The sequence below is a fragment of the Affinirhizobium capsici genome, from assembly GCF_977018625.1.
This window is the reverse complement of the sequence record NZ_CDRNXD010000006.1, coordinates 88,715-103,833: the sequence shown is the minus strand read 5'-3', so window position 1 is coordinate 103,833 and position 15,119 is coordinate 88,715. Positions and strand designations below refer to the sequence as shown.

Sequence of the window (15,119 nt, the reverse complement as noted above, 5' to 3'; positions counted from 1 at the left end):
AAACTGGTTACTGCCCCGGTTGACTCTTTTCTCCACCTCTGGAATCCATAAGAACATAACATGAACATATAGCCCGATTGCGCGTTAGTGTGATGGGACCACAAAGCGATGGAGCTGACGTCATGGCGAAGACCGCCTTGGCGCAGGAGACTGTTTTTGCCCTGCGCGAAACGATTGCCCGGCTGGAAGGTAAATCCCTTCCAACGCTGGCCGCCGCAAAGGCGAATGAGACTGGAAAGAGCCTAAGAGACGAAGGCTTGATCGCGCCGACAGGTATAGGCCTTCTGGACGAGGCTCTGGAAGGAGGCTTGCCACACGATGGATTGACGGAATTGCGCAGCATTGGTCTTCGCCATGCAGGCGCATTGTCGGGCTTTGCCATGGCCTTGTCTTGCCTATACCAACAGAAAGATCAGCGACCGCTTTTCTGGATCTCAGACAGGATGGCAGCAAGCGATGCAGGCCTGCCCTACCCTCTTGGCCTGAAGCGCTTTGGTCTCTCCATTCACCGAATGCTGCATGCGGCACCGGCACGATTGGAAGATGCTCTTTGGCTTGCGGAAGCGGCTCTCTCCAGCGGCATCTTTGCTGCAATTTTGCTGGAGGTACGCGGAAACCCGGCAAACTTTGGTTTAACGGAAAGCCGGAGGTTGAGCCTGCGAGCCAAGGCTTCCTCAAGACCCCTTCTCATTTTACGCCACGGAGGCGAAGAGGAGGCATCCAGCGCCCTCTTTCGGTTTCACGTGGAACCTGCGCTCGCCGCAGCCCGTCGCCTGCCTGATGGATCGATGCTTGGCGGTAGCATCGGCTCATCCGCTTTCCGTCTCACTTTGGAGAAGAGCCGTAACCCGGCCCCCCTCTCCCTGAATCTGGAGTGGAACCACCATGACCGCCGTTTCTCGATTGCCGAACCCGCAGAACAAGCTGTTCAACAGCAGCCGCCAGCGCATTTTGGCGCTCCACTTTCCAAGGCTTTCGACGGATCGGATTCTTCGCCGCCGCTGGGGGCTATCCTGGCGTTTGACCGGGCGTCCTGAGGATCTTGCTTTCGTTTGCGCCGGAAAGCGCGACAATGCCATCCGTCTGACCGCTCTGGATAGCCATGCCCAGAGCCTTGGCCTCAAACTTGGTCAGGGCTTGGCAGAAGCACGCGCCATTTACCCTGCCCTCGAAGTCATCGAGGAGGATCAAGCGGCAGATAAGCGGTTTCTGGAAGCGCTGGCGGATTGGTGCGATCGGTATACCCCGCTTGTCGCCACAGAAGAAGGCAATGGCCTTTTTCTGGACATAACGGGCTGTGCCCATTTGTTTGGCGGCGAAGCAGCGATGTTGAGCGAGATCCTCACCCGGCTGGAGCAGATCGGCATGGAGGTGCGCGGGGCTATTTCCGGCGCACCCGGCCTCTCCTCCGCCATTGCCCGCTTCGATACCAGTCGCATCGTTGTAGAAGACGAACAGGAAGCAGCCCTTGCGCCGCTTCCCATTGCCTGTCTTCGTTTGGATGACACCACGGTTCAGGCTCTCGCCAAAGTGGGCCTTAAACAGGTTGGCGATCTTCTGGAAGCACCCCGCGCGCCCCTTGCCCGCCGCTTTGGTTCGCAGCTGCTGCTGCGGCTGGATCAGGCATTAGGGCTGGATGAGGAAGCCATTTCCCCGCGTCGCGCCATAGCCCATCTTTCAGCGGAACGACGACTGGCAGACCCCATCCAGGCGGAAGAGGATATTCTGGAGCTCGCCGGACAGGTTGCCCAATCCTTAAAGCCAGGTTTGGAAGCCCGCGGTGCGGGTGGGCGCGTGTTCGAGCTTGTTCTGTTTCGGGTGGATGGAAAGGTTTTCCGGTTGAAGGCAGGTGCGTCCCGGCCTCTGAGAGATGCCATACGCATTGCCAAGTTGTTTGCCGAACGATTGAAGGGCGTTCACGACGAGCTGGATGCCGGTTTTGGCTTCGAAGTGCTGCGCCTGAATGTGCTGCATCATGAACCTTTCGATCATACCCAGAGCGATTTCGAAGGCGATGACCAGAAGCATATGTCTCTGGCAGATTTTGTCGATCAGGTTTCGGCTCGCTTCGGACCCGATTGTCTGACCACCTATCAATTGCGAGAGAGCCATCTACCAGAGCGAGCTTTTCTGACCGTTCCAGCACTTGGCCATATCTTCAAACCCGTGCCAATCCCTGAGGCGGCACCGCTGATGGAGACGGCTCTTGCTGGCAAGGAAAGGCCGCTTCGCTTGTTTCGTCATCCGGAACCGCTGGAGGCCTATGCCGTGGATGTGCCGGATGGCCCGCCTATTCGTTTTCGCTGGCGGCGTTTGACGCACCGAGTTTGCCGGGCGGAGGGGCCGGAACGGATTGCTGCCGAATGGTGGCTGGATGGTGAAGACGCGCCAACGCGGGATTACTTCCGGCTGGAATGCGAAACAGGGCAGCGCTTCTGGGTCTACCGGCAAGGGCTTTACGACCAGGTGGAAAATCCCAGCTGGTATATGCACGGCATATTCGCATGAGACCGGCAGCGCCTGCTTTTTATGAAATCGGTGCACGTACCAATTTCTCTTTCCTGGAAGGGGCTTCTCACCCGGAGGAGATGGTGCAAATGGCCGCCGACCTTGCGCGGAATGGAGAGGTTCTGGGCCTTGGCATCGCTGATCGCAACACCGTAGCAGGGGTTGTCAAAGCCCATGCCCAATTGCGGGACCTGAAAGAGGATAGCCCGTTGAAGGTGCAGCCGGGCGCACAGCTGGTGTTTTGCGATGCCACGCCGGATGTTCTGGCCTACCCCATCAATCGCAAGGGATGGGGTCATCTTTGCCGCCTGCTGAGCCAGGGCAATCTTCGAACCCGCAAAGGCCAATGCGAGCTTTATCTGGAGGATCTGCTGGAATGGGGGGATGATATTATGCTGGCCATCCTTCCAGAACGATCTCTTCTGGAAACGAGGGAAAGTAAGACCTTCCCTGCTCTGCTTGACCGCCTGAAAACCAGGTTTGGCACCCGTATCTATTTGGCTCTCGTGCCGGAATATGATGGACGCGACAACTTTGCCTTTGCCAGCCTTGCCCAATGGGGCGAACGCGCACGTATTCCCCTGATCGCGACCAATCGACCGCTTTATCATCACCCAAGCCGCCGTCCGCTGGCCGATGTTGTCACCGCCATCCGAGAGCATGTTACGGTTCAGGAAGCAGGATTTCGTTTTGCCGCCAATGCCGAACGCTATCTGAAAGGCGGCAGGCAGATGGCTGCCATCTTCAAGCGCTACCCGGATGCCGTTTCCAATAGCTTGCGATTTTTCTCTGCCCTGCGGTTCTCACTCCGAGAATTGCAGCACAATTATCCTGAGGAGGAGATTGAAGGGGAAACCTCGGCTGAGACCTTGGAACGGCTGACCTATGCAGGTGCTCGAGAGCGCTTTGGCGGCATCATCCCGGCCAAGATAGAGCGCCAGATACGGGAAGAGCTTCAACTCATCAGCGAAAAGAAATATGCACCCTACTTCCTAACAGTTCGTCGCATCATGGAATTTGCCCGTTCGCAAAAAATCCTCTGCCAGGGTCGAGGTTCGGCTGCCAATTCCACAGTCTGCTATTGTTTGAAGATCACGGATGTTGATCCCGATCAGAACAAGCTTCTCTTTGCCCGTTTCCTTTCGACGGAAAGAGATGAGCCACCGGATATCGACGTGGATTTCGAACATGCACGCCGCGAAGAGGTTATCCAGTTCATCTACCGCACCTATGGGAAAGAGCATGCTGGACTGGCCGCTGCCGTTACCAGCTATCGTACCCGCTCATCCGGTCGGGAGGTCGCCAAGACATTCGGCCTTTCGGAAGATGTACAATCGGCACTTTCCAGCACAGTTTGGGGCTGGTCTACGGATGGATTATCAGAGCGGGAAGCCCGCAATGCTGGCCTCAATGCGGAAGACCCGCTGACAAAGCGGGTTCTCGGCTATGCAAAAGAACTCATGAATTTTCCGCGCCACCTTACTCAGCATGTCGGCGGCTTCGTGATGACGCGGGATCGGCTGGATGAAGTGGTGCCGATCATGCCGACAGCCATGCCGGATCGCTACATGATTGAGTGGAACAAGGACGATCTGGATACACTGGGCATTCTAAAGGTGGATGTTCTGGCGCTTGGCATGTTGACCTGCCTTGCAAAAGCTTTTCGGCTTCTGGAAACCCATTATGGCCAGGCACTCGATCTGGCTCGCATTCTGAAGGACCATAGGGATGAGGTCTACGACATGATTTGCCGTGCAGACACGATCGGCGTTTTCCAGATCGAAAGTCGTGCGCAGATGAGCATGTTGCCGCGCCTGCGCCCTCGTGAATTTTACGATCTGGTGATTGAGGTCGCCATCGTGCGCCCCGGCCCCATTCAGGGCGATATGGTGCATCCCTACCTCAAGCGGCGACAGGAGCGGCTGGACAAAAAGCAGATCGACTATCCAAGTGAAGAGTTAAAAGAGGTCCTGGAGCGAACGCTGGGTGTGCCACTGTTTCAGGAGCAGGCCATGCAGATTGCCATCGTAGCCGCTGAATTCACGCCCAGTGAAGCCGACAAGCTACGCCGCGCCATGGCCACCTTCCGCCGTACGGGAACCATCCACCATTTCCGCGACAAGATGGTGAAGAACATGATTGCCCGTGGTTACGATCCGAGTTTTGCGGAGCGCTGTTTCAGCCAGATCGAAGGCTTTGGCGAATACGGTTTCCCCGAAAGTCACGCCGCCTCCTTCGCCCTTCTTGTCTATGTCTCCTGCTGGTTCAAGGCGCTTTATCCGGACGTCTTTCTGGCGGCGATACTGAATTCGCAGCCCATGGGCTTCTATGCTCCAGCGCAACTGGTTCGTGACGCTCGCGAGCACGGCATTACGGTTCTGCCGGTCGATGTGAATTTCTCCGACTGGGATAGCTTGCTGGAAGAAGGAAAAGGCTTCGATGCTCGAAACCTTAGCCCCCACCACAGGGAGATGCGCAACGTAATTCAATCGCGGAAAAGCGTGCGGCTTGGTTTCCGGTTAATCAAAGGGCTTTCCGAGAAGGAAATCATCGAAAAGCTAATGCCGAACCGAGGATCAGGTTACCGCTCCATTCGCGATCTCTGGCTACGCTCAGGCATGAACCGCGCCAGTATTGAACGGCTGGCAGAAGCAGATGCCTTCCGCTCCATGGGGCTTGATCGAAGGCGTGCTCTTTGGGAAGTACGCGCCCTTGATGCCCGCAATGCCAGCGAAAGCCTGCCACTTTTCGACCATGCTATTCGTCAGAGCACGCTCAAGAACGATGACCTGCAACAGGAACCGGAGATTGAACTGCCGGACATGCCAGAAGGTGAGCAGGTTATTGAGGATTACCGCAGCCTCACCCTTTCGCTAAAGGCGCATCCCCTCTCCTTCCTCCGCGAGCAGCTTTCAAAGCGCGGCATGATCCAGATGCAAAAGCTTCACACTGCGCCGAAAAATCGCCGCGTCGAGATTGCGGGTCTCGTGTTGATCCGCCAGCGGCCGGGCACGGCCAAGGTGATTTTCATGACATTGGAAGATGAGACAGGCGTGGCCAACGCCATTGTGAAACCGAAGATTTTCCAAACCTTCCGTTCCGTGGTCATGGCCGCGCGTCTGGTGAGAATTCGAGGGCTTCTACAACGGGAAAGCGGCATCATTCATGTTATTGTGGATGAAATCGAAGATATGACGCCTATGCTAGGGCTATTACAGGCGGAAACTCGCCGCTTTGGGGTCTGCGAGAGAGCAGATGAGGTTCTACGGGCAACCATGGATCATCGAGAGAGACAGGCGCGTCGCAAAAGCCTCGGCAAAACATCTGCTCAAACGCCTTCAGACAATCCTATTTATCGTGGAGACGTGCTGCCAAAGGGTCGAAATTTTCATTAGGAAAGCTACACAGGGATGTGAGCGGCTTTTTTCTTGACATTCGCCATCCTCTTTATCAAAAAGAAGACATCGAATATCATGTTTGATGGCTGATACAGATGCTGGTTTGCAGTTGCAATTACATCACCGACAAAGAAATCAAGGACGTCATCAATGGCCTCCTTGATGAAGACTGTTGGCAGTTGATCGTTCCTGCCAAAGTCTATCATGCCATGCAGAAGCGTGGCCGTTGCTGCGGCTGCTTCCCTAATGTGGTAGATCTCATCATTCGCACGACAGAAGAATATCATGCGCTTCGCCACTCGACGGAAGCCGATGTAATAGATTATATGTCCCGCCTGAAACAATTCCATGAAGAAAACAGGAGAGCGGACATTGAAAGGCGACAAAAGAGTCATCGAGCGGCTTAACGAAGCCCTTTTTCTCGAACTTGGCGCAGTAAATCAGTATTGGCTACATTATCGTCTCTTGGAAGACTGGGGCTATACTAAGCTTGCCAAAAAAGAACGCGCCGAATCCATCGAAGAAATGCAGCATGCCGACAAGATCGTCGAACGCATCATCTTCCTGGAAGGCCACCCAAACCTCCAGACCCTTGCTCCGCTGCGCATTGGCCAGAACGTCAAGGAAGTCCTTGAGGCTGACCTGGCTGGCGAATATGACGCTCGCACCTCTTACAAGGCATCACGCGATATCTGTAACGAAGCCGGAGATTATGTCTCCATGAAGCTGTTTGAGCAGTTGCTGATGGATGAAGAAGGCCACATCGACTTTCTCGAAACCCAGCTCGAGCTTCTCGGCAAGATCGGTGAAGAGAAGTATGGTCTGCTGAACGCCGAATCCGCAGACTCGGCTGAGTAAGCCCTCCTGCACTGAACGGTCAAAGCCGGGGTGTCATTGCCCCGGCTCTTCTTTTTCATGGCATCAAGGCAGTAGCACAGCACTGCCGAGAATTCGCCCTGCCTCCAACATGTGGTGAGCCTTTACGACATCCTGTAAGGCATAGCAATCACTGGGGCCATTGATCACGCCCTCCTCCATTTTGCGCAGCACTTCTGTGACGGCAGGCTCATATCGCAACTTTTCTGTGGTGAAGGCCATGACGCTCGGTCGGGAAAGAGCGTTCGAGCGCAGAGCCGCGAAGGGAAGCGACAAAGGAGCACCGGCAATCTGGCCGACACTGACGGTCATACCAAAGGGGCGCACGCAAGCCATGGTCTGTGTCAGCGTATCTCCACCAATGCCGTTGATGGCCAGATGAACGCCTTTACCGCCCGTGAGAGCTGCCACCTCATTCTCCAGATCGAGATCCCTGCCCACCAGAACATGATCCGCGCCGTTTGCACGCGCGATCATGGCCTTTTCCGTGCCACTTACCTGACCGATTACCTCAGCCCCGAGTGACTTGGCCCACCGCGTCAAGACACTACCAAGACCACCCGCCGCGCCATGAACAAGAATGGTCATGCCCGCTTCAACTGGGTAAACCCGCGTGAGCAGCATGTAGACCGTGAGCCCGCGCAACATGCCGCTTCCTGCAATCTCGAACGAAAGACCATCCGGTATTTTGTGCGCGCGCCAAGCGGGCAACAGGCGCAAATCTGCATAGGCTCCCACGGCACCGCCATAGGCAACGCGATCTCCCCGTCGCACATGGGTCACGCCCTCGCCTACAGCCTCTACCACGCCAGCACCTTCCACGCCGGTGACCGCTGGAGGAGCAAGGGGGTAAAGACCCCTTCTGTGGTAAACGTCGATGAAATTCAATCCGACCGCCATTTGCCTCAACAGGATCTCATCTGCCTGCGGCTGAGGCACCTCACATTCCGCCTTTTGCAAAACCTCCGGTTCCCCCGTGGCGGCAAACTGCATGGCATAGGGCATGGTACTCTCCTTTGCACAACGTGGCTTCCGTTCCGCAGCCACTATGCCGACCTCAGAAACTGTGAGAAATTCCCCATCATGACGCAATCGATGTGAGAAAATTCACATGAACTGGGATGACCTGCGCTATTTCGCAGCCTTCCACCAGCAGGGAAGCCTGCTGGCGGCAGCCCGCACACTAAAGACGGAACACGCCACGGTGGCCCGGCGCATAGATGCCTTGGAGAAAGCCCTAGGTCTCAAGCTGATAGACCGGCGCGGACGCAAACTTTTGCTCACGCTGGATGGCGAGCGGATCGCCGCCTTGGCAAGGCGTATGGAAGACGAGGCTGATACGATTGACCGGATTGTAAATGGCGCTCGGCTGGAGGTGACAGGTGCCGTCAGCCTCTCTGTGCCACCATCGTTAGGGGCGGCCATCATAGCCCCTGCGCTGGCATCTCTCTCCTACCGTCACCCGAGCCTTACCCTGCGACTGTGCGCGGAAACACGAGAAGCCTCACTGCAACGGCGGGAGGCAGACATCGCGATCCGTCTCACTCGCCCGAACAAGGGAGACCTGACGATGTCGAAATTGATGGATGTTCGGTTTCAGCCGTACAGGCATCCTGCTATTCCCGATGCCTCCCCCCTTATCGGATCTGATGGTGACATGCGGGAATCGCCGCAACAGCAGGAACTGGCCCGCCTTTTCCCAGAGCGACACTACGCTTTCCGCTCCACCGATGTCGGCATCCAGATGGCTCTGGCACAGGCGGGAAGCGGGATCGCCATGCTGCCACATTTTCTGAAACCGGAAGAAAATGGTCTTATCCAGGTCTTTCCGGATCATCCGCCGCTGGTTCGAGAAGCATGGCTTGTCGTCCACAGCGATCTGCGCACCGCTGCCCCGGTGCGTGCGGTCATAGACCACCTACGTCGAAGCCTGACCTCAGTAGATGCCGACTAAGCCTCTACCCTTTCGTCCCTGCCAAATGCTTGAAAGCGGCCACAACCTGCTCGTACGCATCCTTCTTGAAAGACACGATCAGCGACGGCAGCTCATCCATTGATTTCCAATCCCAGGCGCTAAACTCCTGATGCTGGCCTTCCGGGGGATGGTCGATATTGATTTCGCTCTCATCGCCTTCAAAGCGGAAGGCAAACCAGCGTTGTTTTTGACCGCGATATTTACCCTTGAGACCAATGCCAATGAGGTGCGCTGGCAGGTCGTAGTAGATCCAGTCCGGTGCCTCTTCGATCAAAGAGACGGATTTGATGCCGGTTTCTTCAAAGAGTTCGCGATAAGCGGCAGCACGCGGATCTTCACCCTCGTCAATACCGCCCTGTGGCATTTGCCAAAGCTGCGGCGTCCCATCCGACTCGCTATTGCCATCGGACAGGCGCTGGCCAACCCAGACAAGCCCATCCTTGTTGAGCACCATGACACCAACGCAGAGGCGATAGGGTAGATCGTCTGGCGAATGCTTCTTGTTCACTGTGCTCTCCTACTCATTTCCATCTGTCACCAGCGAGGCAACGCCAACGATCTCAACGCCCCTGCCCTGCGCTTCCTTCACCCACTCTGCCACCGCATCCACCGTCTCATCGAAAGCAGAGCCAATGCCGATAGCCGTCCCTTTGCGTTGCGCAAGTCGCTCAAGATCATCCAGCTTTCGCAAGATGGCCTGGCGATCCAACTGGGCGTCAATGGTCATATCCCCGAAAGTGTGCGGAGCGTTGACTGCCTTGGCAATCGTGGCGGTGGTGGACTGGGCCGTGCTCCCATCGTCCAGAAACAGCAGTCCCCGTTCCTCGATATCACGAAGAACAGGCTCAAGCGCATCAGGGTTCGTCAGGTAGCGGCCACCGAGATAATTCATGATGCCGGTGTAGTTGGTGATCTTGCCCATAGCTTCGTGCAGACGCTTCAGATTTTCCTTCGGTGAAGCCTTCGAAACAAGCGTCAGTGGGCCGGGGTCATTGTCCGGATAATCAATGGGCTCCATAGGCATCTGGATCAGCAATTCATGCCCGTCGCGTCGTGCCTCCTGCATCCAGCGTTGAAGGCTATTTCCACTGGCTGCAAATGCCAATGTCACCTCGCCGGGAAGCGTGTGAATGGCCTTCTGCGTTCCGGTTTGACTCAAGCCCAACCCACCAATCACAATCGCAATTCGATTGCCGCGTGCACCCGACCAAGGGCGGGCATATTGCTCCATGGCGCGAAGACCGTCCGGTCCTTTGACCGGCAAATGTCCGAAAGGGCTGTCTTCCAGCAGGTCTTCGTTCGGCAAGGTCGCCATTCGCGGATCTTGACCGAAACGCTGGGCATTAATGATCAGAGGCCCTTCGCCATCCCGCTGCCGAGGGGAATACTTCGTCACGACGGTCCCATCATCCATCACCGTTCGCTGGACGTCTGACCCTGATTGACCGTTGGCTTGCAAAGCTTTCTGGTCACGCGGAGCGGAAGGTGTCTTGCTGCTGACGGGCGGAACAGCAACCGTGACTTCTGGCGCTGGCGCTTTCTCCAACCTGTCAGGAGAGCGCATGGCATAGAAGGAAATCCCCAAGAGGCCTGCGCCCGCCACCATGCCGATGGCCGCCAAAACAGAAGGCCGGCGCTTAGGCCGGTCTTGCTTCTTTCGGTTCTGCCCAAGAGGAGCGCGAAGATCAGTCCCCACCGGAGGGCCCCGCGTTTGCAATGACTATTGAAATTCCACCCGGCCCATGCGAGCCGGGTGGTTGAAAGTTGCCTATCAGGGCTTTGCAGGTTCAGCGGGTTTCGCTGGCTCAGCAGGCTTGGCATCGGAAGCTGGTTTGGCTTCTGCGGCCTTTTGCGGCTGAGGCGGGAAGGATGGGTCAGTCTTGTTGCCACGCAAAAGATCCATTGCATAGTTCAGCTGAACGTCGTCCTTGGCTTCCGGCGGCACATAAGCGGCGGAACCAGAGCCTTCCTGCGTTTCACTCTGGCCCTGGATATGGCCCGGAAGGCTGGATTCTCCCTCGGCACGCAACTTGCCCTGCAATTCAGCAGGAAGCGGCTGCTCGACCTTGATATCCGGCTGGATACCCGTGCCCTGAATAGATTTGCCGGACGGCGTGTAATAGAGCGCCGTGGTCAAACGAAGCGCACCGGCATCACCCATCGGAATGATGGTCTGAACAGAGCCCTTACCGAATGAGCGTGTACCGACAACCGTTGCACGCTTCAAATCCTGAAGAGCACCAGCCACGATTTCCGAAGCGGATGCCGAACCACCATTGACCAGAACGATGACTGGCTTGCCATCGGTCAAGTCGCCAGGGCCGGCATTGAAGCGGCGAGTTTCTTCCGGATTACGGCCACGCGTAGAGACCACTTCGCCACGCTCCAGGAAGGCATCCGACACATTGATCGCCTGATCGAGCAGACCGCCTGGATTCAGGCGAAGGTCAAGCACATAGCCCTTCAACTGGTCGGCAGGCACCTGAGCCTTGATCTTCTTGATTGCCTTTTCGAGATCGTCATAGGTCTTTTCCGTGAAGGAAATGACGCGCAGATAGCCGATATTGCCGCCTTCGATGCGAGACTTGACGGCCTGAACTGCAATAATATCGCGAACAACGGTCAGTTCGATCGGCTTGTCCGCACCCTTACGCAGGATCGTCAGCTTGATCGGCGTATTGACCTTGCCGCGCATTTTTTCAACGGCATCTTCCAGCTTCAAGCCACGAACCGGCTTGCCATCGATATCCGTAATGTAGTCACCGGCCAGAACACCGGCTTTGGCAGCAGGCGTATCGTCAATCGGCGTAATAACCTTGACGAGCTCGTTCTCCATGGTGACCTCGATGCCGAGGCCGCCGAATTCACCCTTGGTCTGGGTGCGCATGTCTGCTGCGTCCTTGGCATTCATGTAGCTTGAATGCGGGTCCAGCGAAGACAGCATGCCATTGATGGCGGATTCAACCAGCTTCTGCTCATCGGGCGGCGTCACATACTGCGCACGCACACGTTCAAAAACATCACCGAAAATCGATAGCTCACGATAGGTCGATGATCCCGCGGCCTGTGCCGGCACACCGGCGGAATAGACGACGCTCATCGCCGTCGCGCCCAGGAGCGCCCCGACGATGACAAGTGAAGCCTTACGAATCATTTCGTGCCCTTCCAGTTTCACGGCTCCACCACGGTTTCGAATCGACCGGGTTGCCATCTTTTCTGAACTCAATGTAAAGCGTCGGACGATCCGTTTCCAGCGCCAACGCAGTTGCGCTTGCCACTCTTTTCTCACCCATCGTGGCGATGGGTTCACCTGAGAATACGAACATTCCCGGCTGAACGTTCACTTTGTCCATGCCTGTCATGACAAGATGGTAGCCATCGCCCGCATTGAGGATAACCATCTGGCCATAACTACGAAAGGCACCGGCGAAAACCACTGTTCCATCTGCTGGCGCTGTTACCACAGCACCGGCACTCCCCGCCAGCGTTATGCCGCGCGCCGGATGGCCGGTTCCGTCAGCGTCGCCGTAGGATCGTAGCAAATCACCTGTCAGTGGATAACCTAGTTTCGCCTTCAAACTTTCAAACGGATATGCGGGCGCAATACGGTTTTTGTCAGGCACGCCGCTCTCTGCCAGCTCCCGCGCTTTCTCGCGTTCCTCGACGGTCAGCTGCTTTTGGCGCTCTTCCTCCCGCTTTGCACGGTTCATCGCCTCACGCACAGAACTGATCTCACTTTCGAGTGATTGGATCAGCCCTTCAAGGTTGGTGGCCTTGCCCGCCAGTTCTTGCGCACGGCGTCGCTCGTCAGCCAAAGTGGCCGTTCTACTTTCCTGCTGCCGCTGGTTCTCTGCCAGCAACAGATCCATCTTCTTGTCTTCTTCGAGTGTTGCGGCAATGGAGTCGGAGGCCTTGCTTTTTTCGGTCGCGACTTCGCGCTCAAGATCGGCAAGACCCTGCAAATCCGCCATCAGCTTTTCGGCCTGGCCGCGCATGCCCGGCACGACCGCCCCGAGCAGGATCGCGCTTCGTACAGAACCGAGGGCATCCTCCGGTGACACCAAAAGGGCAGGGGGCGGGTTTCGGCCCATGCGCTCCAAAGCTCCCAAGACTTCCGCCAAGACCCCACGGCGTTCACGCAAGGAGCCTCGAATGCCATCCTGCTTAACCTTCAATTCCGCCAGCTTGCGCTCACTTGCCTGGATTTTGGAATCCAGATCCTTGCGACGAGCAGCGGAATCAATCAAAGCCTGGCGGATGGAAGCGCTGCTTTTATCGATATCGGCAATCTCGCTCTCAATCGCCTTCGTCTTTTCTGCGGAAAGCGACATAGATTTTGAAAGCGTTTCAAGCTCTGCACGAGTCTGGTCACGCTTGATCTGGAGCGCATCGACGGGTGAGGGTGAGGAGGTGACGGCGGTATCCGGCACGACAGGAATAGAGGAAGTGGAAGCTGGCCCATCCTCTTGCGCGTGGGCAAGCACCAGCGGACCGGCGGCGAAAAACGCCGCAGCCATCACCTGCTGCATGAATTGCCTGCCGCCTTGTCTTACCCGCATTCCCGTCCGTCGCATCCCGCAATCCGCGGAACCTAAGCTGATTTGCAGAAAACTGCTAGAAACAACATCGTGTCAAACACGATGATAGGGATGACCCGATAATATCGTCACAGCACGGTAAAGCTGTTCGGCAATGAGAATACGCACGAGCTGGTGCGGCCAGGTCATGGAACCGAGATTTACGATGGCATCAGCACGATCGTACAGTGCCGGATCGAGACCATCCGCTCCCCCAATCGCAATCATCATTTCCCGCTTGCCCTGATCGCGGAATTTTCCCAGAAGCGAGGCGAATGCGGGGCTATCCATTGCTTTCCCCCGCTCATCCAACAGAATGAGCAGCGAGCCCTCAGCAAGGTTTTTTTCCAAGAGCCCCGCCTCTTCACGCTTGCGGGTTTCCGCGCTGGAGGCTCGGCTTTCATTTACCTCGATGACACGCGAAAATTCCAGGCTTACGGCGGGACCTGCCTTGGCGAAGCGCTCCAGATAGCGCGACGCAAGGTCTTTCTCCGGTCCGGACTTGAGCCGACCGACGGCAAAAAGGCCAATCCGCATGGCTTTGCTCATTGCTATGGCCACATCAGAGGATTGATCGGCTAAGAGACCTCAGCCGTGTCATAAACCTCTGTTGCAGCCTGCATGGCGAGCGCCCGCAGACTGCTTAATGCAGCGTTTCTTCCTCGTCGGGAGCTGCCCACATCTTTTCGATGTTGTAGAACTCCCGGATTTCAGGCCGAAACACATGGACGATGATATCACCGGTGTCAATCAGCACCCAATCGCCGCCTTCCAGACCTTCCACGCGGACAGGGCCAAAGCCCTCGTCCTTGAGGTCGGAGAGAAGGTGCTCGGCAATTGCCGACACATGCCGGTTCGAGCGTCCGGATACTACGACCATGTAGTCTCCCAACGCGGATTTTCCGGCGATGTTGATGGTGACAATATCTTCCGCTTTGGAGTCCTCGACACTGGTGAGGACCACGGACAGAGCACGGGCAGCGGCATCGGCGCCACGTTCCTGGCTCTTTGGAGGAACGCGAAGCGTTCTTCCTTTAGCTTGAACTGTTGTCAGGGTTGTTCCTTTCTTCACCGAACAGAACAGCGTTGACGCGAATCTCAGGTCAGTGATCCGCGTCAATATAAGGTGGCACTGAATGGTTAACGTTTCAAGGCATCAGTGCTGCAGCGTACCTTGCCGAATGGCGGTCGAACTGAGGCTTGATCGGGGACCGTGAATGAATGTCCAGCGCGGTGGCGACTTGAACGCCAAAGCACCCGCATCCGATTCATCGATACGCGAATGGCTCAAGGCTCGGGCCGCTGGCGATGACAGGAAGGAAAGAGTTGCACCGGGCCTGTCGATCACCGCAATTGGCACCGAGGCAGCAATTTCTCGCCACTTCTGCCACCGGTGAAATGTCTTTAGGCTATCCGCACCCATGATCCAGACAAAACGAACGCCAATATTGCGCGTCAGAACGTGCTCAATAGTCTGCGCGGTGTAGCCGTTTTGTAGGCGCTCCTCGAACGCCGTGACCTTAATCCTTCGGTTATGCGTCATCGCTTCGCTCATTCGGATGCGCTCAATCAGCGGACGAAGAACTGAGCGGCTTTTCAGCGGATTACCGGGTGTTACCATCCACCAGAGCTGATCCAGCCCCAATTGCTTCAGCGCAATTTCGGCAACCAGGCGATGTCCTTCATGCGGCGGATTGAACGAGCCACCGAACAGGCCAACCACCATACCCTGCTCGACATGCGGCATGGACAGATAGGGCTTGAGCGCGATCGCTGTCTCCACGA

The 15,119-nt window shown here is 56.5% G+C and carries 14 protein-coding genes; 6 read left to right on the top strand and 8 right to left on the bottom strand.

Features of this window, described 5'->3' with window-relative positions; translation table 11 throughout:
* Positions 1 to 122: 122 nt before the first annotated feature.
* The 5 genes from AC0JZ1_RS17945 to bfr all read left to right on the top strand — a co-directional run bounded on the left by AC0JZ1_RS17945 (position 123) and on the right by bfr (position 6,764).
* Complete coding sequence (locus AC0JZ1_RS17945) at positions 123 to 1,037, top strand: ImuA family protein (RefSeq protein WP_471883806.1); 915 nt, start codon at positions 123 to 125, stop codon at positions 1,035 to 1,037.
* A gap of 40 nt (positions 1,038 to 1,077) precedes the next feature.
* Positions 1,078 to 2,508: a Y-family DNA polymerase gene (locus AC0JZ1_RS17940; protein ID WP_471883861.1), complete on the top strand. Its 1,431-nt coding sequence runs from the start codon at positions 1,078 to 1,080 to the stop codon at positions 2,506 to 2,508.
* On the top strand, positions 2,505 to 5,903 hold the full coding sequence (locus AC0JZ1_RS17935; protein ID WP_471883805.1) for an error-prone DNA polymerase: 3,399 nt from the start codon (positions 2,505 to 2,507) through the stop codon (positions 5,901 to 5,903). The genes AC0JZ1_RS17940 and AC0JZ1_RS17935 overlap by 4 nt, the downstream gene beginning before the upstream one ends.
* A 98-nt stretch (positions 5,904 to 6,001) precedes the next feature.
* Entirely contained in the window at positions 6,002 to 6,313 is a 312-nt protein-coding gene (locus AC0JZ1_RS17930) for a (2Fe-2S)-binding protein (protein WP_471883804.1), read from the top strand.
* Positions 6,279 to 6,764, top strand: coding sequence for a bacterioferritin (gene bfr / locus AC0JZ1_RS17925; protein WP_471883803.1), 486 nt, complete (start codon positions 6,279 to 6,281; stop codon positions 6,762 to 6,764). The genes AC0JZ1_RS17930 and bfr overlap by 35 nt, the downstream gene beginning before the upstream one ends.
* Positions 6,765 to 6,827: 63 nt before the next feature.
* Here the strand turns inward: bfr and AC0JZ1_RS17920 are convergent, their stop codons facing one another.
* Complete coding sequence (locus tag AC0JZ1_RS17920) at positions 6,828 to 7,787, bottom strand: quinone oxidoreductase family protein (RefSeq protein ID WP_471883802.1); 960 nt, start codon at positions 7,785 to 7,787, stop codon at positions 6,828 to 6,830.
* Between the two features lie 106 nt (positions 7,788 to 7,893).
* On the opposite strand from AC0JZ1_RS17920, the gene AC0JZ1_RS17915 reads away from it, so the two are divergent.
* Positions 7,894 to 8,736 carry a LysR family transcriptional regulator gene (locus AC0JZ1_RS17915; RefSeq protein WP_471883801.1) on the top strand — a complete coding sequence of 281 codons (843 nt, stop codon included), beginning with the start codon at positions 7,894 to 7,896 and terminating at the stop codon, positions 8,734 to 8,736.
* Between the two features lie 4 nt (positions 8,737 to 8,740).
* Here AC0JZ1_RS17915 and AC0JZ1_RS17910 read toward each other — a convergent pair whose 3' ends face one another.
* The 7 genes from AC0JZ1_RS17910 to AC0JZ1_RS17880 all read right to left on the bottom strand — a co-directional run bounded on the left by AC0JZ1_RS17910 (position 8,741) and on the right by AC0JZ1_RS17880 (position 15,081).
* A complete protein-coding gene (locus AC0JZ1_RS17910; protein ID WP_471883800.1) occupies positions 8,741 to 9,265 on the bottom strand; it encodes an RNA pyrophosphohydrolase in 525 nt (174 codons plus the stop codon).
* Positions 9,266 to 9,274: 9 nt separating this feature from the next.
* The gene (locus AC0JZ1_RS17905; RefSeq protein WP_471883799.1) at positions 9,275 to 10,453 is read right to left on the bottom strand and encodes a divergent polysaccharide deacetylase family protein; all 1,179 of its coding nucleotides are present in this window, start codon (positions 10,451 to 10,453) and stop codon (positions 9,275 to 9,277) included.
* 75 nt (positions 10,454 to 10,528) lie between these two features.
* Positions 10,529 to 11,911: a S41 family peptidase gene (locus tag AC0JZ1_RS17900; RefSeq protein ID WP_471883798.1), complete on the bottom strand. Its 1,383-nt coding sequence runs from the start codon at positions 11,909 to 11,911 to the stop codon at positions 10,529 to 10,531.
* Complete coding sequence (locus AC0JZ1_RS17895; RefSeq protein WP_471883797.1) at positions 11,901 to 13,286, bottom strand: murein hydrolase activator EnvC family protein; 1,386 nt, start codon at positions 13,284 to 13,286, stop codon at positions 11,901 to 11,903. Before AC0JZ1_RS17895 ends, AC0JZ1_RS17900 begins: the two co-directional genes overlap by 11 nt.
* 102 nt (positions 13,287 to 13,388) lie before the next feature.
* Complete coding sequence (gene rlmH, locus AC0JZ1_RS17890; protein WP_471883860.1) at positions 13,389 to 13,871, bottom strand: 23S rRNA (pseudouridine(1915)-N(3))-methyltransferase RlmH; 483 nt, start codon at positions 13,869 to 13,871, stop codon at positions 13,389 to 13,391.
* A gap of 106 nt (positions 13,872 to 13,977) precedes the next feature.
* Positions 13,978 to 14,406 (bottom strand): ribosome silencing factor, encoded by a 429-nt coding sequence (gene rsfS / locus AC0JZ1_RS17885; protein ID WP_471883796.1) that lies wholly within the window; start codon positions 14,404 to 14,406, stop codon positions 13,978 to 13,980.
* Positions 14,407 to 14,490: 84 nt separating this feature from the next.
* A complete protein-coding gene (locus AC0JZ1_RS17880) occupies positions 14,491 to 15,081 on the bottom strand; it encodes a nicotinate-nucleotide adenylyltransferase (protein WP_471883859.1) in 591 nt (196 codons plus the stop codon).
* Between the last annotated feature and the right edge of the window lie 38 nt (positions 15,082 to 15,119).